This window comes from Brevundimonas sp. PWP3-1b1 (assembly GCF_049896065.1).
GTDB classification, from domain to species: Bacteria; Pseudomonadota; Alphaproteobacteria; order Caulobacterales; family Caulobacteraceae; genus Brevundimonas; species Brevundimonas intermedia_B.
Window position 1 is genome coordinate 766549 of the sequence record NZ_JAFCTO010000001.1, and the last position, 19636, is coordinate 786184.

22 protein-coding genes and 1 pseudogene are annotated in these 19636 nt (G+C 68.8%); 7 read left to right on the forward strand and 16 right to left on the reverse strand.

Annotated elements, in window-relative coordinates:
* The 6 genes from argS to xseA form a co-directional block, all read right to left on the reverse strand.
* The gene (gene argS / locus ACP69V_RS03690; RefSeq protein WP_426022695.1) at nt 1-1803 is read right to left on the reverse strand and encodes an arginine--tRNA ligase; all 1803 of its coding nucleotides are present in this window, start codon (nt 1801-1803) and stop codon (nt 1-3) included.
* Entirely contained in the window at nt 1804-2484 is a 681-nt protein-coding gene (locus ACP69V_RS03695) for a Tat pathway signal sequence domain protein (protein ID WP_426022696.1), read from the reverse strand.
* 109 nt (nt 2485-2593) lie between these two features.
* Entirely contained in the window at nt 2594-3037 is a 444-nt protein-coding gene (locus ACP69V_RS03700; RefSeq protein ID WP_426022697.1) for a PaaI family thioesterase, read from the reverse strand.
* Between the two features lie 74 nt (nt 3038-3111).
* Complete coding sequence (locus tag ACP69V_RS03705) at nt 3112-3678, reverse strand: DUF3035 domain-containing protein (protein ID WP_346496305.1); 567 nt, start codon at nt 3676-3678, stop codon at nt 3112-3114.
* 71 nt (nt 3679-3749) lie between these two features.
* Nucleotides 3750-4256 carry a signal peptidase II gene (gene lspA, locus ACP69V_RS03710; RefSeq protein WP_426022698.1) on the reverse strand — a complete coding sequence of 169 codons (507 nt, stop codon included), beginning with the start codon at nt 4254-4256 and terminating at the stop codon, nt 3750-3752.
* A 65-nt stretch (nt 4257-4321) separates the two neighbouring features.
* Nucleotides 4322-5917: an exodeoxyribonuclease VII large subunit gene (xseA, locus tag ACP69V_RS03715; protein ID WP_426022699.1), complete on the reverse strand. Its 1596-nt coding sequence runs from the start codon at nt 5915-5917 to the stop codon at nt 4322-4324.
* Nucleotides 5918-5981: 64 nt separating this feature from the next.
* Between xseA and ACP69V_RS03720 the strand changes: the two genes are divergently transcribed.
* The 5 genes from ACP69V_RS03720 to ACP69V_RS03740 all read left to right on the forward strand — a co-directional run bounded on the left by ACP69V_RS03720 (nt 5982) and on the right by ACP69V_RS03740 (nt 8428).
* Nucleotides 5982-6143 carry a hypothetical protein gene (locus tag ACP69V_RS03720; protein WP_346496311.1) on the forward strand — a complete coding sequence of 54 codons (162 nt, stop codon included), beginning with the start codon at nt 5982-5984 and terminating at the stop codon, nt 6141-6143.
* 15 nt (nt 6144-6158) lie between these two features.
* Nucleotides 6159-6590, forward strand: a complete 432-nt coding sequence (locus ACP69V_RS03725) for a hypothetical protein (RefSeq protein ID WP_426022700.1) — start codon at nt 6159-6161, stop codon at nt 6588-6590.
* A gap of 73 nt (nt 6591-6663) precedes the next feature.
* Nucleotides 6664-7938, forward strand: a complete 1275-nt coding sequence (gene purD / locus ACP69V_RS03730) for a phosphoribosylamine--glycine ligase (RefSeq protein ID WP_426022701.1) — start codon at nt 6664-6666, stop codon at nt 7936-7938.
* Nucleotides 7939-7970: 32 nt separating this feature from the next.
* The gene (locus tag ACP69V_RS03735; RefSeq protein WP_135195096.1) at nt 7971-8162 is read left to right on the forward strand and encodes a CopG family transcriptional regulator; all 192 of its coding nucleotides are present in this window, start codon (nt 7971-7973) and stop codon (nt 8160-8162) included.
* On the forward strand, nt 8120-8428 hold the full coding sequence (locus ACP69V_RS03740) for a type II toxin-antitoxin system RelE/ParE family toxin (protein WP_426022702.1): 309 nt from the start codon (nt 8120-8122) through the stop codon (nt 8426-8428). Before ACP69V_RS03735 ends, ACP69V_RS03740 begins: the two co-directional genes overlap by 43 nt.
* A gap of 3 nt (nt 8429-8431) precedes the next feature.
* On the opposite strand, the gene ACP69V_RS03745 is transcribed toward ACP69V_RS03740, so the two are convergent.
* Nucleotides 8432-9082: a murein L,D-transpeptidase catalytic domain family protein gene (locus ACP69V_RS03745; protein WP_426022703.1), complete on the reverse strand. Its 651-nt coding sequence runs from the start codon at nt 9080-9082 to the stop codon at nt 8432-8434.
* 156 nt (nt 9083-9238) lie between these two features.
* Between ACP69V_RS03745 and ACP69V_RS03750 the strand changes: the two are divergent.
* Nucleotides 9239-10564 (forward strand): annotated as a pseudogene (locus tag ACP69V_RS03750) (amidohydrolase family protein).
* On the opposite strand, the gene lpxK reads toward ACP69V_RS03750, so the two are convergent.
* Genes lpxK through ACP69V_RS03775 form a run of 5 tightly spaced genes read right to left on the reverse strand, consistent with a single transcriptional unit; the run spans nt 10549 to nt 15913 of the window.
* Nucleotides 10549-11565, reverse strand: a complete 1017-nt coding sequence (lpxK, locus tag ACP69V_RS03755; RefSeq protein WP_426024028.1) for a tetraacyldisaccharide 4'-kinase — start codon at nt 11563-11565, stop codon at nt 10549-10551. The pseudogene ACP69V_RS03750 and the gene lpxK overlap by 16 nt on opposite strands.
* Nucleotides 11562-12854, reverse strand: a complete 1293-nt coding sequence (locus ACP69V_RS03760) for a 3-deoxy-D-manno-octulosonic acid transferase (protein WP_426022704.1) — start codon at nt 12852-12854, stop codon at nt 11562-11564. The genes lpxK and ACP69V_RS03760 overlap by 4 nt, the downstream gene beginning before the upstream one ends.
* The gene (locus ACP69V_RS03765; RefSeq protein WP_426022705.1) at nt 12851-13534 is read right to left on the reverse strand and encodes a lysophospholipid acyltransferase family protein; all 684 of its coding nucleotides are present in this window, start codon (nt 13532-13534) and stop codon (nt 12851-12853) included. Before ACP69V_RS03765 ends, ACP69V_RS03760 begins: the two co-directional genes overlap by 4 nt.
* Nucleotides 13531-15360 (reverse strand): ABC transporter ATP-binding protein, encoded by a 1830-nt coding sequence (locus ACP69V_RS03770; protein ID WP_426022706.1) that lies wholly within the window; start codon nt 15358-15360, stop codon nt 13531-13533. Before ACP69V_RS03770 ends, ACP69V_RS03765 begins: the two co-directional genes overlap by 4 nt.
* A gap of 31 nt (nt 15361-15391) precedes the next feature.
* Nucleotides 15392-15913, reverse strand: coding sequence for a hypothetical protein (locus ACP69V_RS03775; RefSeq protein ID WP_426022707.1), 522 nt, complete (start codon nt 15911-15913; stop codon nt 15392-15394).
* Nucleotides 15914-15999: 86 nt separating this feature from the next.
* Between ACP69V_RS03775 and ACP69V_RS03780 the strand changes: the two genes are divergently transcribed.
* Nucleotides 16000-16665: a fused DSP-PTPase phosphatase/NAD kinase-like protein gene (locus ACP69V_RS03780; RefSeq protein WP_426022708.1), complete on the forward strand. Its 666-nt coding sequence runs from the start codon at nt 16000-16002 to the stop codon at nt 16663-16665.
* Between the two features lie 155 nt (nt 16666-16820).
* Here the strand turns inward: ACP69V_RS03780 and ACP69V_RS03785 are convergent, their stop codons facing one another.
* From ACP69V_RS03785 to ACP69V_RS03800, 4 genes are all read right to left on the reverse strand, one after another.
* Nucleotides 16821-17033, reverse strand: a complete 213-nt coding sequence (locus tag ACP69V_RS03785; protein ID WP_426022709.1) for a hypothetical protein — start codon at nt 17031-17033, stop codon at nt 16821-16823.
* Between the two features lie 64 nt (nt 17034-17097).
* Nucleotides 17098-17343 carry a DUF4170 domain-containing protein gene (locus tag ACP69V_RS03790; RefSeq protein WP_135195105.1) on the reverse strand — a complete coding sequence of 82 codons (246 nt, stop codon included), beginning with the start codon at nt 17341-17343 and terminating at the stop codon, nt 17098-17100.
* Nucleotides 17344-17449: 106 nt separating this feature from the next.
* Nucleotides 17450-18247, reverse strand: coding sequence for a 3'(2'),5'-bisphosphate nucleotidase CysQ (locus ACP69V_RS03795; RefSeq protein ID WP_426022710.1), 798 nt, complete (start codon nt 18245-18247; stop codon nt 17450-17452).
* Nucleotides 18244-19599 (reverse strand): TldD/PmbA family protein, encoded by a 1356-nt coding sequence (locus tag ACP69V_RS03800; protein ID WP_426022711.1) that lies wholly within the window; start codon nt 19597-19599, stop codon nt 18244-18246. The genes ACP69V_RS03795 and ACP69V_RS03800 overlap by 4 nt, the downstream gene beginning before the upstream one ends.
* Between the last annotated feature and the right edge of the window lie 37 nt (nt 19600-19636).

The window sequence follows — 19636 nt, forward strand, 5'->3', positions numbered from 1 at the left end:
CTACATCCGCTCCGGGGTGTCGATCCCCAGCAGGTTCAACGCGATTTCCAGCTGGCGCAGCGCCGCCGCCGAAAGGGCCAGGCGAGACCGCTTGGTCGCCTCGTCCGGTGCGATCAGCACCGGGCAGGCGGCGTAGAATTTCGAGAAGGACTGGGCCACCCGATAGGCGTGTTCGGCCACCAGGTGCGGCATCCGCTTGTCATAGGCGTCGGACACGGCGGTCGAGAAGGCGTCCAGCGTCAGGGCCAGATCGCGTTCGGCCGGTTCGGCGATGACGAGGGCGCCGGGTGTCAGCCCCTGATCGGCGCCCTTGCGCAGCAGGGATTTGATGCGGACCGACTGGTAAAGCAGATAGGGGCCGGTCTTGCCCTCGAAGCTCATGAACCGGTCCAGATCGAAGACGTAGCTGGTGGTCCGCGCGTTCGACAGGTCGGCGAACTTCAGGGCGGCGATGGCCACCTTGTGGGCGATCGCTTCGAACTCGTCCGGCGACAGGTCGTCGCCCAGCTTGGCCTCGTGCAGACGTTCGCGCGCCTTGTCCGTCGCCTGGTCGATCAGGTCGCGCAGCTTCAGCACCCCGCCCGCGCGGGTCTTGAAGGGCTTGCCGTCGGGACCGTTCATGGTGCCGAAGCCGAGATGCTCCAGCGCGCCCTGTTCGGCGTAACCGGCCAGATAGGCGGCGCGGAACACCTGTTCGAAATGCTCGGCCTGACGTTCATCGACGACATAGAGGGCCAGGTCGGGCGACAGAGCTTTCTTGCGGTCCAGGATCGTGGCCAGGTCGGTCGTGCCGTACATGGCCGAGCCTTCCGAGCTGATGACCAGCAGGGGCGGCGGCGAGGGCGCCTCGATCACCGACCCGTCGGCCAGCTTCTTCTTGCGGGTCTCGCCGGGCTTGGCGACATGGACCACCTGGGCGCCGTCGTCCTCGACCAGCAGGCCGGTCGCCTTCAGATGCGCCAGCATTTCCGGCATCTGCGGATCGGCGTCGCTCTCGCCGTTCCACAGGTCGAAATCGACCGACAGATCGCCATATTCGCGCTTCAGCGCCTCGCGGCTGACCGCCACGAAATGAGCCCACAGGGCGCGATAGCCGGGACGTCCGTTCTGCAGTTCCGCCGTCGCCTTGCGGGCGCGGTCCCGGAAGGCCGGGTCTTCCTTGGCCTTGCCGGCGGCCAGCGGATACAGCCGGTCCAGATCGGCCAAGGTCACGGGGCTATCGGCCGGGAAGGGACCGTCGCCCTCGGCCATAAAGGCGTTGGCCAGGCCCTCGTCGCCACAGGCCACGATCAGCAAGCCCATCTGGAAACCCCAGTCGCCAAAATGGGCGTCGCCGGTGACGTGATCGCCGCGGAAGCGGAACAACCGTTTCAGGCTCTCGCCGATGATGGCGCTGCGCAGGTGGCCGACGTGCATCGGCTTGGCCACGTTCGGACCGCCGTAGTCGATGACCACCTTGCGGGGATCGGCCACGAGTGCGGCGCCTGCATGGTCAGTGTCGGCCGCGACCTCTGCGGCGCGTTCGGCCAGCAGCGCATCGGCCAGCTTCAGATTGATGAAGCCCGGCCCCGCCACCTCGACCGAGGCGAAGCGCGGATCGGCGGTCAGCCGCTCGGCGATCCTGCCCGCCAGTTCGCGTGGATTGGCCTTCAACGCCTTGGCGGCGGCGAGGGCGCCGTTCGACTGGAAGTCGGCCAGGTCGGGGCGGTCCGACGGGGTGACACGGGCCAGGGCCGTATCCACGCCTTCGGCGGCGAAGGCGGCGGCGACCGCTTCGCTGAGGACGGTCTTCAGATCGGCCATTTATTCGCTCGGTGCGGCGGCAGGGGCGGGCGCGGCGGGCGTCGCGCCGGCGTTGACGCGGAAGCGGCTGCCCGAGCGGTTGAACTCGGCCATTTCCGGCGTCACGTCGAAACCGACCAGGATCTCGAAATTGCCGCCGCTGGTGTCGATGCCTGCGCGCGGAATGACGATGGTGCGTTCCTCGGTGACCGAGGCGGTGCGCTGGCCTTCGAAGTTCACCGGCAGGTCGAAATATTCCTTGGTCAGGATGGCGCTGTTCCGTTCGGTCACGGCGATCCAGTAGCGATAGGTGCGTTGGTCGCTGGCCGCCTGGGCGCCGCGGCCCAGCTGGAACAGCATGCCGATATCGACGCGAATCGGATCGGCCTCGCGATATTCGCAGTCCGAGGTGATGCCTTCGATCTCGCCGGTATAGCCGACGTTGGAAATGGCGGCGCGGCCGCCTTCCAGCTCGACGTAGCGGGCGGCGTCGTAGAGGATCTTCACATAAGGGCAGGGGCCGGCGTTGGCGCGACGACGCAAGGGCGCGATGCGCGGCGCGCGGCTGGGAGCGGCCTGTTCGCCCGACGCTGGCTGCTGCTGTCCCCCACGGTCGCGGGGCGAGGTTTGAGCCTGTGCGGCGGCGGGCAGGACGGAGGCCGCAATCGAGAGGGCGGCCAGGGCGGTGAACACGCGACGCATCAGCTTATTTTTCCGACAGCGAGAGAGGGCGCACGATGATCGGCGGCCGATCATCAACGCTCGCCGCTGATAGCGGCTAAAGCGAGGCGCGGCAAACCTTCGCTGCCTCTCAGCGCTCCATGATAAGGCATGTGGACGTCGCGGTCGCATAAAGCTTGCCGTCCAGCCCGCGCAGATCGGCCTCGGAGAAGGCGGCGCGGCGGCCGGCCTGAACGATCCGCCCCTCGGCCCTAACCGGCGTGCCCGCGCTCAGCGCCTTGTGAAAAACGGTCTTCAGCTCCAGCGTCGTATAGGTCTGGCCCGGCCGCAGCGTCGAATGGACGACGCAGCCGCAGGCCGAATCCAGCACGGTGGCGATCCAGCCGCCATGGACGCTGCCCAGCGGATTATAGACGGCGGTGGTGGGGATGGCTTCGAAGACGACGCGGCCTTCCTCGACCTCGGTCAGTTCGAAGCCGACGGTGCGCGCGATCGGGGCGATCATGCCGCCGGTCAGGCCGAGCCGCAGCTGCTCTACCCCGGACAGGGCGGCGATGTCTGGGGTGTCGGTCATGCAAACGGCTCCGGTCAGGTCCGTTTACAATAAGGACGGACGCCGCCGTGGCAAGCGTCCGTCGTTTGCTTGTCTTACAGACCGGGCAGTTTGAAGCCGCCGCTGCGGCGCGGCTGGATCGTGATGGCCTGCTGGCCGCCGGTCAGGGCTTGCAGACGCGCCGCCTCGGTCGTGGCGTCGATGGTCTGCTGGCCTTCGGCGGTCTGACGCGTGGTGGGGGCCTGGGTCGAGGCGTCGTCCTTGCGCCAGAACATCAGGCGGTTGGCGAAGCTTTCGTCCTTGTGCGCCAGGTCGCCGAACTCGTCGTCGATGACGTAGCGGGCCAGGGGGTCGGCCTGTTCGCCGCCGGCCTGGGCCACCAGGACCTGCTCGCCCGGCGTACGGGTGACGGCTTGGCGCTGGCCCAGGAGGATCTGACGCGCGGCGCTTTCGGGGGCCAGTTCCTGCGGACGCGGCTGACCCGGCGCGGGCGGGCGCAGGCCGTACTCGGGCGGAATGCTGAGCGGGGCGGTGGAGACGGTGACGAACTCGTCCGGCACGACCTTGGTCAGGCCGATGCCTTGCTTCAGTCCGCCGCAGGCCGAAACGGCGAGCGCGGAGGAGGCGACGAGGGTCAGGACGGCGACACTGCGGATACGCATGGTTTCAGGCTCTGGTCGGCTGATGCACGAGGCGCTGCGAGAGCGCCGTTGGCATAGTGAAGACGGGGTGATTACGACTTTTCGGGGGCTACGCCAACCTTAGCGGGCTTGTCGGAGATGAGGCTGTCCAGAATCAGCAGGACCACGCCGATGGTGATGGCGCTGTCGGCGACGTTGAACACCCAGGGAAAGACGCCCGTGCCCGAGAAGTCGATGAAGTCGACGACGTAGCCGAAGCGAATCCGGTCGATCACATTGCCCAGCGCCCCGCCCATCACGAAACCGATGGCGGTGATCAGCAGGCGACGGTTCGACTGGGTCGCCCACCAGGCCAGACCCGCCGAGACGACGATGGAGAAGATGACCAGGCCCCAGCGGGCTTCGCCGCCGCCGAACAGGCCGAAGCTGACGCCGGTGTTCTCGACCCAGCTGAAGTTCAGGATGGGCGGCAGGACCGGGACACGCCCCACCTCCTGCAGCATCAGGCCGCTGATGATCCAGGCTTTGGTCAGCTGATCCAGGACGATGATCAGAAGGGCGAACACATAGGCGGTGACGGCGAGGCGCGTGATCTTCATGCGGCGCGGTTAGCAGGAAGCGGCGCCGGGGCGAAGCGGAAAACGGCGCATCAGAACAGGTCGCCCTAGAACAGACTGCCTTGACCGGCCGCAGGCGGCTTCGGCTTGGCGACCGGACGCGGCGAGGCCGGGCGGGGTTCGCCGCCGTCGATGGTTGCGGGTTGAGACCCGTCGCCGAACACCAGCCTGACCGCCTGACCGGCCTCCAGCGCCTTGGCCGAGGTGATCCAGCCGCCGTCCGAATCCTCGACGCGGGCGAAGCCGGGCTTGGGACGGCCGGGGTCCAGCGTGGTCAGCGCCCGCGACAGGGCCGCCAGACGGTTGGCGTCCCGCTCCAGCCGACGCGGCATGACGCCGTCCAGCCGCGCGCCGACGGCGTGAAGCCGGGCCTCACGCTGATCCAGTCGTCGGTGCAGGGGGGCGGGCGACAGGCGGACCGAGACCTGCAACAGCCGCCGCTCGCCTCGCGCCACGCCCGCCTGCAAGGCCGCGCCCAGCCGATCGCCGGCGCCGCGCAGCCGGTCCTGACCCCGCTCGATCCGCGTGCGCAGCAGGGACGGGCTCAGCTTGCCGCCCGTCACCGCCAGATGCCGTTCGTGCAGGGCGACGTTGCGTTGCAGCCCCGACCCCAGACGGCTCGCTGCGTGATCCAGCCGCTGCTGCGCCAGGGCCAGCAGATCCTCCGGCCGCGCCGGCAGGCCGCGCGCCACGGCCCGCAGGCGCGTGCGCCGATCCTCGATCAGGCGCCCGCCCGCCTGGACCATCCGCCGGTCCATGTCGGCGACCGCGTATCTCAGGTCCGCCAGCACCGGCGTCGCCATTTCCGCCGCGCCGGTCGGGGTCGGCGCCCGGCGATCCGACACGAAGTCGATCAGGGTTGTATCCGTCTCGTGCCCCACGGCCGAGATGATGGGGATGCGCGCCGCCGCCACCGTCCGCGCCAGGCCTTCATCGTTGAAGCACCACAGGTCCTCGACCGACCCGCCGCCGCGCGCGACGATCAGCAGATCGGGGCGCGGGATCGGCCCGTCCGCCGTCAGGGCGTCGAAGCCGCGAATGGCGTTGGACACCTGGCCGCATGCCGCCTCGCCCTGAACCACCACGGGCCAGACGATTACGCGGCAGGGCCAGCGTTCGGCGATCCGGTGTAGCACGTCGCGGATGACCGCCCCGGTCGGGCTGGTGATCACGCCGATGACGGCGGGGAAGGTGGGCAGGGCCTTCTTGCGGCCCGGTTCGAACAGGCCTTCCTCGCGCAGTCGAACCTTCAGCCGCTCCAGCTGGGCCAAGAGGGCGCCGGCGCCGGCCGCCTCCATGCTCTCGATCACGATCTGATAGGACGACCGCGCCGGATAGGAGGTGATCTTGCCGGTGACGATGACTTCCAGCCCGGCCTCGGGTTGAACGCCCAGGCCGCGCGCCGATCCCTTCCAAACCACGCCGTCGATAGCCGACTTGTCGTCCTTCAGCGTCAGATAGATGTGGCCCGAGGCGTGGCGGTTGACCTTGGAGATCTCGCCCCTCAGCCGCACATGGCCGAACCGGTCCTCCAGCGTGCGCTTCAGCGCAAAGGACAGCTCCGAAATCGACAGCGGCGGATTGTTGTCGCGCGGGGCAGGGGCCTCGGCCGGGCCTTCGAACACATAGGAGTCGTCGCTCATCGGCCCATCCTAGCCTGCGTCGATCCGCGCGGGAACGCCGCGCGCGCCTCGCCGTTCGACTTTCATGGCAGCCGACCCACCCGGAACCGATCCGTCCGACCAGAACCCGCGTGAGCGTGACCTCGAACGTCGCGCTGGAGGCGGCGGCGCCATGAGCCCGTGGCTGATCATCGGCTGCATCATTCTGCTGGGGCTGGGCGTCTATGTCGCCTCTGCCCTGCTCTAGATCGTCAGGAAACCCATGAACCGTCTCATTCCGCTCGCCGCCGTCCTTTGCCTGACCGGCGCCGTCGCCGCCTGTTCGGATCGCGACGACGATGTCGTCCAGGCGCCCGCGCCGGGCGGCGCGCCCGTCGCCCTGCCGGACCAACAGGCCGACACGGCGGCGTCGAACGCCGCCCTGGCCTTCAACATGACCCGCGACCAGTTGGAGGATGCGGATTTGTATTCGCGCGCCGATGTCGATCTGGGCGATGTCGAAACCCTGGTGCTGGACGCCTCAGGCGCCCTGACCCATCTGGTGATCGAGCTGGAAGGGCCGGGCGACATGAAGGTGCAGGTCCCGGTCGCCGACGTGGCCCCAATCGACCGTAACGGCGACAGGGATCTGGTCACCGACCTGACGGCGGGCCAGCTTCAAGCCCTGCCGGCCTGGACGCCGCCAGCTCGCTGATTGGACGCTGAATGCGGCGTTAAGTCTGACGGGTGCTTGACCGGCCGGCGACGGCCGGTCATTGCCCGGTCTCATGAACATTCTTCTCGTCGGATCGGGCGGCCGCGAACACGCCCTGGCCTGGAAGATCGCCCAGTCGCCGCTGGTCACGCGCCTGGTCGCCGCGCCCGGCAACCCCGGCATCGAGAAGCTGTGCGAGCTTCGCGCCATCAAGGCCGACGACGCCGACGGCCTTGCCGCCTTGGCGCGAGAGATCAAGGCCGACCTGGTCGTGGTCGGACCCGAAGTGGCTCTGGCCGCCGGTCTGGCCGACCGTCTGGCCTCGGCCGGCATCCCCTGTTTCGGCCCCACCGCCAAGGCGGCGCAGCTGGAAACCTCGAAAGCCTTTTCCAAGGCCTTCCTCGAACGCCATGAAATCCCCACGGCGGGTTACGGCGTCTATGACACGGTCAAGGACGCCAAGGCCGCGCTGGACGTGTTCAAGCCGCCCTACGTCATCAAGGCCGACGGTCTGGCCGCCGGCAAGGGCGTGGCCATCAGCCCCGACCGCCCCGATGCCGAGGCCGAGATCGAGCGGATGCTGGGCGGTCGCTTCGGCGCGGCCGGCGCCCGCGTCGTGATCGAGGAGTTCATGGACGGCGAGGAGGGTTCGCTGTTCGCCCTGTGCGACGGTCAGCGCGCCCTGCTATTCGGCGGCGCCCAGGACCACAAGCGCGCCTTCGACGGCGATCTGGGCCCCAACACCGGCGGCATGGGCGCCTATTCGCCCGCGCCCGTCTTCACGCCCGACCTGGTGCAGCAGGCCGACGAACTGATCGTCCAGCCGACCATCAAGAAGATGGCCGAGGAGGGCGCGCCCTATCGCGGCGTGCTGTACGCCGGTCTGATGGCGACCGAGAACGGCCCCAAGGTGGTCGAGTTCAACGCCCGATTCGGCGATCCGGAATGTCAGGTGCTGATGATGCGGATGGCGGGCGACATCGTTCCGTATCTGCTGGGCTGTGCGCGCGGCGACGTGTCGGGCCTGGCCTCGCCCGCCTTCAAGCCCCAGACGGTGATCTGCGTGGTCATGGCCGCCAAGGGCTATCCCGACAGCCCGCTGGAGGGTTCGATTATCCGCGGCGTCGATCAGGACTTCGGTCCTCATGTCCAGGTCTTCCATGCCGGCACGAAGCGCCGCGACGACGGGTTGCTGGCCGCCTCTGGCGGTCGCGTCCTGAACGTCTGCGCCGAGGGCGACGACATCGCCCAGGCCCGCGAACGCGCCTATGACGCGATCCGCAAGATCGATTGGCCCGGCGGCTTCAACCGCTCCGACATCGGCTGGCGCGCGCTGGAGCGGGGCTGACCGTATCGGCGGGGTGTGGTAGGAGTTAATCCATGGCTGATCCTGCAATCGATCACGACGACGAAGACCTGTTCTCGACGCCCGACGACGCGGCGGACGAGGCCGCAACCTTGCGGGGGCTGGCGGACGCGGCGGCAGGACGGGTCGTCGATAATGAAACCGTCATGCGATGGGTCGAATCGTGGTCGACGGCCAATCCTCTGCCCCGGCCGAAATGCGGCTAGTCGTCTGGACGGATCAGGCGCTGAGCGATCTTGAGGACATCAGCCTCTATATCGCAGACTTCAACCCAGCCGCCGCAGCGCGTTTTTTCATTCGATTGAAGGCCGCTGCCGAGAGCCTGGCGCATTTTGCGGACAGAGGGCGTCCCGCCATCCATGGAACGCGCGAGCTGACCCTCGTGAAGCCTTACCTGATCCGCTACGCAATCCTGCCGGATCGGGTGGAGGTCGTCACCATCCGGCACTCCGCCCGACGGCCCGAGGGTTAAGCCCTACGCCGCTGCGAACAGCAGCCGGCCTTCGCCCATGCGTTCGCGCAAGCCTGGCAGGTCGGTATGGGCGACCGAGAAACAGCCGTAGCTGCGGCCCAGCTTGCCTTCGCGCGCAAGGAAGTCCGGGTCGGCGTAGTCTGCGCCGTGGATGATGATGGCCCGCTCGCGCGCCTTGTCGTTGGAGTATTCCAGTCCGTCCAGCAGGACATTCGGCCCCTGCTGTGCGCCCCAGTTGGCGCCGGCGGTGGCATAGGCGCCGACCGAGGACATGTTGGAATCCGGCGTGTTCGAGAACCGCTGGGCGAAGCCGGTGTGGGCCGGATCGGACCCGCGACCGTGGCAGGTGCGCAGGACCTTGACCTCGCCGGCGACCAGATCGACTTCGTACAGGCGTTCCTCGCCCGAAAATTTCTGGAAATCGACCAGATACATCCGGTCGCGCAGCGGCAGGTGGCGGTGATGGGTGTCCAGCGCGGTCATGGCGCGCTCCATCAGTTCCTTGCGCACACGACCACGGGGGTCCAGCGGCGGAGGCGTCAGGGCGGCGGTCTGGACCGTCGGCAGTCCGACCTGCGGCATCGCGATCGGGGCTCCGGTCTGAGCCGTGGTCAGCGGCGCCTTGGCGCTTGCGCTGGCGCATCCCGCCAGCATGGCCGATCCACCCAGAATTAGCCCTCGTCTCGATAGCCGCATGCGACGCCCTCGTTGCGGTTGGTCTTGAGGCGTGTTTGTTTCAGCTGGTTACGGCCGAGGCAACCTGAGCCTTGTGGGGCCATTTTGCGGCCGACGTGTCGCGGGGAGAGATCGATGAAGCGTTTCGGAATCGCGCTGGCCGCGCTGATGGCGTCGGCCGTGGGCGCTGAGGCCCAGCAAAGCCCCACGGACGTTGGGGTTTCATCGCAACCCACGACAACGTTCGTCGAGGCCGGAAGGTTGCTGGCGGACCCGTCGAACGGCGTTGTGCAGCGCGGTAAAACTCTTGTGATCAGAGGGAACCAGGTCGTCGAAGTGCGCGACGGCTTCGTCGGCGACCCTTCTCAAGGCAAGGTGGTGGACCTTCGGGAGGCCTTCGTCCTGCCCGGACTGATCGACAGCCACGTCCATCTGACCGGCCAGCAGAACCCAAATTCGCGGCTGGAAGAGGTCACCCTGTCCGATGCGGACCAGGCCATGGTCGGCGCCCGCTACGCCCGCCGCACCCTGATGGCCGGCTTCACGACCGTGGCCGACCTGGGCGCCTCGAACGAAGCGATCTTCGCGCTGAGGAATGCGGTCAAGACCGGCGACGTGCCGGGGCCCCGCATCATCGCATCGGGGTCGTCGGTCTCGATCCACGGCGGTCATGGCGACACCAACGGCTATCGCGACGACGTCATGCACCTGCTGTCGTCCGAGAGCATCTGCTCGGGGGCAGAGGACTGCATGCGCGCGGTCCGCACCCAGGTTCGCGCCGGCGCCGACATCATCAAGATCACGGCGACGGGCGGGGTCCTGTCCAACACCGCCGCCGGTCTGGGCCAGCAGTTCAGCGATCCCGAACTGACCGCCATCGTCGATAGCGCCCACCGCATGGGGCGCCAGGTCACGGCTCATGCTCACGGCGTGGACGGCATCAACGCCTTCCTGCGCGCGGGCGGCGATTCCATCGAACACGGCACCTATCTGGACGACCAGTCGATCCGCCTGTTCAAGTCGAACGGCGCCTGACTGATCCCGACCCTGCTGGCCGGCGATTTCGTGGCCGGCATCGCGTCTGGCCCGGACAACTTCTTCACACCGGCCCAGACGGCCAAGGCGCTGGAGGCCGGGCCAAAGATGCTGGACATGGCGCGGCGCGCCCATGAGGGCGGGGTGAAGATCGCCTTCGGCACCGACAGCGGCGTCTCGGCCCACGGCGACAATGCGCAAGAGTTCGCGCTTCTGGTCCGCGCCGGCCTGACGCCGCTGGAGGCGATCCAGGCCGCCACTGTCGGCGCCGCCGAACATCTGCGGATTTCCAGCGAGGCCGGCAAGATCGCGCCCGGCATGCCTGCCGACATCGTCGCCGTCTCGGGCGATCCGCTGTCGGACGTGACCGAGCTGGAGCGGATGAAGTTCGTGATGAAGTCCGGCGTGGTCTATCGCGCCGACTGAATCCTGGTGTTCAGGAAGGCGGCGAAAGCCGCCTCGTCCTCGAACCGGGCGACGACCGGCCAGGCCGTGACATGCGCGCGCTGGTCGGGCGTCAGCCGGACCCAGTCCTTTTCGGTGGTCACCAGCCCAGCGTCGAACACCGCCGCCCGATCCGTCAGGAACGCCATGGTCTCGGCGCTATAGGCCGCATGATCGGGGAAGGGGACGAAGTCCGCCAGGTCGCACCCCGCCGCCTTCAGCGACCGCTCGACCTTCCACGGCTTGGCGATGCCGGCGAACCCGACCTGAGGCCCCGACGGCGGCGGCCCCTCGGGCGTCAGGCGCGCGACGAAGACGGGCAGGGCGCCGAACACCGCCAGCAGTTCGGGATCGGCCTCGTCCACATCGGTCGGCAGCATGACCACCACGGCGTCGGCGCGCGCTAGCCCGGCCTTCAACGGCTCGCGCATCGGGCCTGACGGAAAGACCGATCCGTCCCCGAACGGCCATTCGTCGCCGCGCGTCTCGCCGTCCACGACGATCAGGCTGACGGTCTTGTTCAGCGCCGGGTTCTGGTGGCCGTCGTCCAGCACCAGGGCCTGCGCCCCGCCCGCGACCGCAGACCTGGCGCCCGCGACACGGTCCCGCGCGATCCAGGTCGGCGACCCCTGCGCCAGCATCAGCGGCTCGTCCCCGACATCCTCGGCCGTATGGACGTAAGGATCGACCCGCACGGGGCCTTCCATCCGCCCGCCATAGCCGCGCGACAGGCCTTGCGCCTCCACCCCCGCCGCCCGCAGCAGTCGCAGGGTTTCGCGCGCGACCGGCGTCTTGCCCGATCCGCCCACCGTCAGATTGCCGACCGAGATCACCGCACAGCCGGGATCGACCGGCTCGGCCCGCGCGATCCGACGCGCGGTCACGGCGGCCCAGATCCAGCCCAGCGGTTTCAGCACGGTGCGCGTCACACGCGCATGATTGCTGTCGCGGACATACCACCAGCGCGGCGTGTTCAGCTTCATCGCCGGGCCCGCCTCTGCGGCGTCAGCGGGGCCAGCATCGCCCACAGCCGCTCCAGTCCGCCACCTGCTTCGACCGACGCGCGGCGTCCGCGCTCGCCCATGGCCTTGGCCGCGTCCAGGTCCGCCAGCAGCGGTTCGATCACGCCCGGCAGGTCCCACGGCGCCTGAACCAGAACCAGCCCGCCCGCCTCTGCGAGCGCGGAGGTCACGGGCGCCCAGTTGGACGCATCCGGCCCCGTGATCGTCGGCTTGCCCAGTCGCGCCGGCTCCAGCGGATTGTGCCCCCCGACCGGCGGCAGGCCGATGGCGGGCGCGAACGAGCCGCCCATCACCACCACATCCGCCAGCCGCAGGAACAGGCCCATCTCGTTCAGCGTATCGGCCAGATAGATGTCGGTGTCCGGCCCGATCACCTCGCCGCGCGACCGCATGGCGAAGGCGTATCCCTCGCGCTGCAGGGCCTGGGCGATGTGCGGTCCGCGCTCGGGATGGCGCGGCGCCAGGATCAGGCAGACGCGGTCGCCCAGCCTGTCCAGCGCCCGCACTATGGCGACTTCCTCGCCCTCATGGGTGCTGGCGGCGACGATCACCGGCCGGTCGCCGATGGCGGCGGACAGGCGGCTGAAGGCCGCCGGGTCATGCGGCAAAGGCTCGCCCGAAAGCTTCAGGTTCACCAGGCCGTCGATCCGCGCGCCCATGCTCTTAAGCCGCTGGGCCGAGACCGCATCCTGGGGCAGGACCAGATCGAAGGCGCCGGTCAGCGCCCGCGCCGAGGCGGGAAACCGCGCCCAGCCTTCGACGGTCTTTTCGGTGATGCGCGCGCTGACCAGGGCCAGTTTCACGCCGCGCCGCTTCGCCTCCAGCAACAGATTGGGCCAGATTTCGCTCTCGACGAACACCGCAAGGCCCGGTCGCCAGTGATCCAGGAACCGCTCGACCACGCCCGGCGCATCGACCGGCGCATACTGATGGATCACGCCTTCGGGCAGTCGCTGAGCCAGGATCTGAGCCGAAGTCACGGTGCTGGACGTCACCAGCACCGTCAGGTCCGGCCGCGCCTTCACGAACCGCTCGACCACGGGCAGCAGCGACAGGCTCTCGCCCACGCTGACCCCGTGCAGCCAGACCAGATCGCCCGCGGGTCGCTCGGTTCGGGTGAAGCCCATCCGCTCGTCCACCCGCACGGGGTCTTCCTTGCCCCGACGCGCGCGCGCATCCAGCAGGCGCGGCGCCAGCGGCTCCAGCGCGCGGGTCGCCAGCCGGTAGGCGATCAACGGCAGGGGCGTCATGGCTTCAAGCCGGTGATCGCATCGGCCCGCGCCTCGACCGCGTTCAGCCGCGCGGTCCAGTCGGCGATCACCTCGGCCATGTCGGCGCCTTGCGGATAGTCCGCGCGGTCCCAGACGATGGCGCCCTTGCCGAACGGCATAGGCACGACGCCGCGATCCCAGCTGTTCAACCGGATCGCGGGGTTGCAGGAAATGCCGATGAACAGGGCCGGCGCCTTGGACATCTTCGCCATCAGCGGCAGGCCCTCGGCCATGACCTTGGCGGGACCACGCGGCCCATCGGGCGTGATGGCCAGGGCTCCGACCTTCAACTGTTTCAAGCCGTCGCGCAGCGCCTGCGATCCGCCCTTGGCCGCCTTCGCCTTGTCCTTGTTGGCCGAGGATCCCCGCACGGCGGGAATCCCCAGGCGTGCGACGGCCTTGGCGAAGAACTCGCCGTCCGCCGACAGGGAAATCAAGCCCTTCGCCGGTTGGGCCTCGCCCTGCGGCCATGAGGCGGGGGCTAGCCCGATACGGGAATGCCAGAAGACGCACAGCACCCCGCCGCCCGCGCGCCAGACCTCTTCGGCGACCGAACGGTTCTCGTGCGTCCAGCGGATGGTGGCGAAGCAGAACCGCATCCATTGCGCCAGGGTCCAGGCCAGGGCGGACTGGATGACGGGATTGCGCAGCGGCCTCACGCGACGGTCCCGACACTGACCGGGACACCGTCGAGCGACTGCTGGCGGGCCAGGCGGGAATAGAGGCCGCCCCTGGCGACCAGGGCGTCGTGCGACCCTTCCTCGACCACGCGACCGGCCTCGATCACATAGATGCGGTCGGCGTTGCGGACGGTCGACAGACGGTGGGCGATCATCAGGGTGGCGCGGCCTTCCATTAGGCGCTCCAACGCCGCCTGGACCAGGGCCTCGCTCTCGGTGTCGAGCGCGCTGGTCGCCTCATCCAGCAGCAGGATCGGCGCGTCCTTGACGAAGGCGCGGGCGATGGCGATCCGCTGGCGTTGTCCCCCCGACAGGCGCAGGCCCGCCTCGCCGGCGCGGGTGTCGTAACCTTCCGGCAAGGCGGTGATGAAGTCGTGGGCGGCGGCGGAGCGTGCGGCCTCCTCGATCTGGGCCTGTGTAGCGCCCGGCCGGCCATAGGCGATGTTGGCGGCGATGGTGTCGTCGAACAGGAAGGGCTCCTGCGTCACCAGGGCGATATGGTCGCGCAGGTCGTGGATGCGCAGGGACCGCACGTCGGCGCCGTTGATCGTCACCGCCCCGCCCGTCACGTCATAGAAGCGCGGCAGCAGGCTAAGGATCGTGCTCTTGCCCCCGCCCGACGGCCCGACCAGAGCCACCGTCTCGCCCGGCGCGACCCGCAGCGATACGGCGTCCAGCGTCGGCGCCCCGCCGGGGGCATAGGCGAACGACACCTGGTCCAGCACCACCTCGACCGGCCCGGTCGGCAGGGAAGCCGCATCGGGCGCCTCACGGATCTCGGCCTCGATGTCCAGGGCCCCAAACAGGCGCCGCGCGGCGGTGAAGCCCTCGCTCATCACCGTGGCCAGATTGGTCACCTGGCGCAGGGCTTGCCCTGCGGCCAGCAGCATGCCGATGAAGGCGGCGAACCCGCCCACCGTCATCTCGCCCGACTGCGCCCGCCATCCGGCATAGGCCATGACGGCGGCGACGACGATATAGGCCACCAGATCGCTGGACGGACCGGCGAAGGCGCGGGCGTTGGCGCCCTTGATCACGTGGCGCTGGCGACGGGCCACCACTTCGGCCACGCGGTCCTGCTCGGCCGCCTCGCGGTTCTCGATCTTGATCAGGCGAACCCCGTCCAGGTTCTCCATCAGGGCGGTGGACAGGTTCTCGGTCTCGGCCATGGCGCCGACGGCGGCCTTGCGGGTCTTGCGCCCGAACCGGCGCAGCACCAGCGCCACCAGCGGCACGCCCAGCAGCACCACCATGGTCAGCTGCCAGTCGATGAACCCCATGTAGATCAGCACGGCGATCAGGGTCAGCAGGTTCTGTGTGTAGTTGACGACGCCCGAGGTGAAGGCTTCGCGCACCATATTGGCGTCGAACAGCACCGACGAGACGAAGCCCCCGGAATGCTGGCTGCGCAGCCGGGCCAGGTCGGCGCGGATCATGGCACCGAACAGCCGGATTTGGATGTCGCCGACGATGGTGTGACCCAGCCGGTTGACCAGGGCCGCCTGGCCCAGCGCCGCCAGGGTGCGCGCCACCGCCACCGCCAGAATGGCGACCGGGATCCAGATCACGGCCCTATCCGCCGGGAAGCTGAAGACGCCGAATAGGCTGATGGGCTCCGTCCCGCCCAGGAACAGCCCGTTGATCGCGGGCTCCAGCAGCTTCAGCAGGGCCGCCGTCAGCAGGCCCGTCATGGCCGCGCACAGCACCGACAGGATCAGCGATCCCTTGTGCCGGGACAGGTAGTCGCGCCAGATCCGCGCCAGCAGGGCGCGCAGGGGCATGGTGTCTGAGGCGGCGACGGTCATCGGCTCTCGGTCGTCCGAGCCGCCGTTCAAGTCAAGGCTTGACCGGCGACGGTTCCAGCGTGCGGCCCTGTTCGTCGGCGCGGATCAGGGTTTCGCCCGGCGCATCCTCGATCCTGACGGCAGGAGCGACGGTCGGGTTCTGGGCATAGCGACGCCCGTCGAACGGCACGGCGGCCTCATACCCCTGGGTTATGCCGCCCCCGGCGACATAGACGCCCAGATCGCGACGGCCGTGGGTCTGCTGTTCCAGCAGGCGGATGGGCGCACGGGCGACGCTGATTTCGCCGACCGAGCGATAGGTCTCGCCGGTTCGGTCCAGCACCAGCAGTCGGCACCCGCCCGACCCGCACCAGTTCGGACCCGTCAGATAGACCAGGGTCGTGCCGCCGTCGGGGGTGATCGCGGCCGTGTATCGGGTGGTGTCCAGCGCCTCCTTCGCCCGTTCACGCAAATAGGCGATCAGGGCCTGATCCTCGGGCGGCGGCGTCTGGGCGACGGCCGCGCCCGCCCAAAGGCTGGCCACGACGGCTGCTGCGGTGGCGAGGGTTTTCATCGGGGCCTCCTGTTCTCGACGAACATTCCAACGCATCAGGATCGAGATCGGATGACGCGGCGGCGTCGGATCGCTATCTGGCGGGCATGGCGCGCTTCGACCTCTCGACCGCGATGGGCCGTTTCCGGGCGCATTGGCATTATTTCTGGGCCGACCACGCGTTTCTGCGCGTGGCGTTTTCCAACGCCCACTGGCTGGGGCCGGACCTGGTGCGCACCAACCAGCCGTCGCCGCGCCAACTGGCCTACTGGAAATCCAAGGGCGTGCGCACGGTCATCAACCTGCGGGGCCAGCGCGACGAGGGCTATTACTGGCTGGAGAAGGAGGCCTGCGAACGGCTGGGCCTGACCCTGATCGACGCGCCGCTCGATTCGCGCGACCCGCCCGAGACGGTGCGCATTCATCGCGCCCGCGACCTGTTCAAGACCATCGAATATCCGGTGCTGATCCACTGCAAGTCCGGCGCAGACCGGGCGGGGATGATGGCGGTCTTCTATCGCCACTTCCATCTGGGCGAGCCGATCTCGGTGGCCATGACACAGCTGTCGAAGAAATACCTGCACTCGCGCGAGGGGCTGACCGGCGTGCTCGACTATACGCTGGAGAAATACGTCGCGGAGATCGAACCTCTAGGGATCAGCTTCATCGACTGGGTCGATAGCCCCGACTACGACCCCAAGGCCATCCGCGCCGAGTTCAAGGCCCGCTGGTGGGGCACGCTGCTGACCGACAAGCTGCTGCGGCGGGAGTAGGGCGTAAAACCCTTACCCGTTACCCTCGGGCTTGTCCCGAGGGCCTACGGCGGCCGCGCATTCGAACATCAGAGCGGTCGCGCGCTCTCTGGTCGCGTCAGCCCAACGGTTGGCCCTCGGGACGAGCCCGAGGGTGACGGATTTGAGGGTGGGCCTCAGCCCCAGGGGCCGGCCTTCGGTTCCTCGCCGCCTTCGCCGTTCGCGCGCGCTTCGGCCGCCAGTTCGGCGTCGCGCCGCGCCTTGCGCTCGGCTTCCCACGTCTTGAACCAGCGAGCGTAGTTGATGTGCCCGCGCAGCGAAAAGCTGAACAGCGCCAGCACCGCCAGCAGGCTGACCAGTTGAAAGATCTGTTGCGGTTCCAGGGTCATGATCGTCCTCGCATACAGACTAAACGTCGGATCGGGGCGCCGGTTCGGCTCCCCGATGTCGCACTCAGGCCACGTCGCCGCGCGGATCGATCAGCTTGTGGGCGTGCAGGATGAAATAGCGCATGTGGGCGTTGTCCACGGTCGCCTGGGCGCGGGCCTTCCAGGCCTTCTTGGCCTCATCATAGCTGCCGAATGCGCCGACGAATTCGACCTGCGACAGGTCGCGGAAGGTCGGCTCGCCCAGGTGACGAAGCTCGCCGCCGATGACGATGTGCAGAAGTTGCGGCGGGACGGCGTTCTGATCGGTCATCGGAAATCCTGAAGGCTGGGCCCGAAGGCTGGGGAGGGGCTTTGCGCGCGGCATAGGCCGAGAACGCCCAAGGATCAATGTGGGGCGGGGTTTTTCCGCCCTCGCCTTAGGTCGATAAAGGCACGTTTTTACAGCGCCGCACGATCATCGGCTGGATCAGCGGGGCCGCGCAGACCAGGCTGGCCTGGCGCGGGTCGGGCCGGTTGAACGCCCACGGCCGCCCGTGATGGTCGCTGACCTTGGCGCCGGCCTCCTGGGCGATCAGCCAGCCGGCGGCGACGTCCCAGTCCCATTTCGGCGTCAGGGCCAAGGCGGCGTCGAAGGCGCCGGCGGCGACCAGCGCCATCCGATAGGCCAGGGCGTTGCGCTTTTCGAACCGCATCGGCGGCCAGGGCTCGTCGTCGAACCAGGGCGCTTCGATCAGTCGCGCATCGCCCAGGATCGAGGCGTCCTCCAATGCAGCAACGTCCGAGGCTTTGATGCCCCGGCCGTTACGCCGGGCCCCGCCGCCGCGCACAGCCACATAGGTCTCCTCGACTTCGGGCGCGTGGATGACGGCGGCGACGACCTCGCCGTCCTCGACCACGGCGATGGGCACGCACCACCACGGCGTCCGCTTCATATAGGCGACCGTGCCGTCGATGGGGTCGACGATGAAGATGCGCCGCTTCGACAGCCGCTCGGGCGAATCCGCCGTCTCTTCCGACAGCCAGCCATAGTCGGGCCGCGCCGACAGCAGCCGGTCCTTAAGCATGGCGTCGACCTTTAGGTCGCCGCTGGTGACGGGCGAGCCGCCGACCTTGGACTCGATCTTCAGCCCGGCCTCGCGTTCGGCGATGGCCAGCGCCCCGGCGTCGATGGCCGCCTGGCGGATCAGGTCGAGGTCAGCGTGCAGGTCGATCATTTTCCGGCGATGGCCACCGCGTCGAACATCAGACTGGGCACGTTGAACCCGCCCCGGAACTCCAGGTCCGATCCGCGTTGGATGCGCAGATAGAGGTCGGTCAGCTTGCCGGCCACCGTCACCTCATTGACCGGATAGGCGATCGCGCCGTTCTCGAACCAGAAGCCCGACACCCCGGCGGACCAGTCGCCGGTGTTTCCGTTCAGCGACGGCCCAAACATCGAGGTGACCAGCAGGCCGGTCCCCGCATCGGCCATCAGCCCCGCCAGATCACGCTCGCCCGGCTCCATATGCAGGTTGTGGGTCGAGACGCCGGACGGCCCGGCCAGGCCCCGTGACGCATGGCCGGTGGATTGCAGCCCCAGTTGCCGGGCGGATGCGCTGTTCAGCAGCCAGGTGGTCAGGACGCCGTCGTCGAAGAGGGCGCGCTTCTCGACCGCCACGCCTTCGTCGTCGAACGGGGTGGAGCCCATGCCGCGCGGACGGAACGGATCGTCGATCAGGGTCACCCCCTCGGCGAACACCCGCTGGCCCATCCGGTCCTTCAGGAAGGAGGTGCCGCGCGCGATCGACGGGCCGGAAATGGCGCCGATGGCCGGCGACACGATCTGGCCCGACATGCGGTTGTCGAAGATGACGGGGGCGGTGGTCGAGGCGATCTTGCGCGCGCCGGTACGGGCGACCGCGCGTTCGCCGGCCGTGCGTCCGATCAATTCGGCGCCGGGCAGGTCGGACAGGTGGCGCATCGAACGGCTCTCGCCGCCGCGCTCCATCGCCCCGTCCTTTTCCGCGATGACGCCGACGCCCAGCGAGAAGGCCGAACCCTCATAGGCGCCGTCGAACCCGTGAGAGGTCACCAGCCGCCAGCGGCTGGACGACCACGACGCATGGCCGCCTTCCGACCGGGCCACGCCCGCCACGGCCAGGGCGGCGGCCTCCGCCTCGGCCGAGACCTGTTCCAGGACCTCGGCGGTGCGTTCGGTTGGATCGAACAGGTCCAGATCGACGAACGGCCCGCGCGCCAGCCGATCCTCGGGAGCGAAACCGGCGTGGGGGTCTTCCGGCGCCAGCCGCGCCATGGCCACGGCCCGCTCGACCAGCCGCGCCTGGGTCGCAGGCGACAGGTCGGAAGCCGAAACCGACGCCTGGCGCTGGCCCACGAAGACCCGCAGGCCCAGGTCGCGCGATTCCTCGCGTTCGACGTCTTCCAGCTTTGCGTTGCGCACCCCGACCGACAGGGACCGCCGGTCGGCGCTGACCGCCTCGGCGGCGTCGGCGCCGGCCCTCAAGGCCGCCTTGACGATGTCGTTGAGAAGATCGGTGGAAACGGGCGCAGCCAAGGTTTCAGTCATGCCCCGATATGGCGGACGGCTTGCTGCACCGCAACCG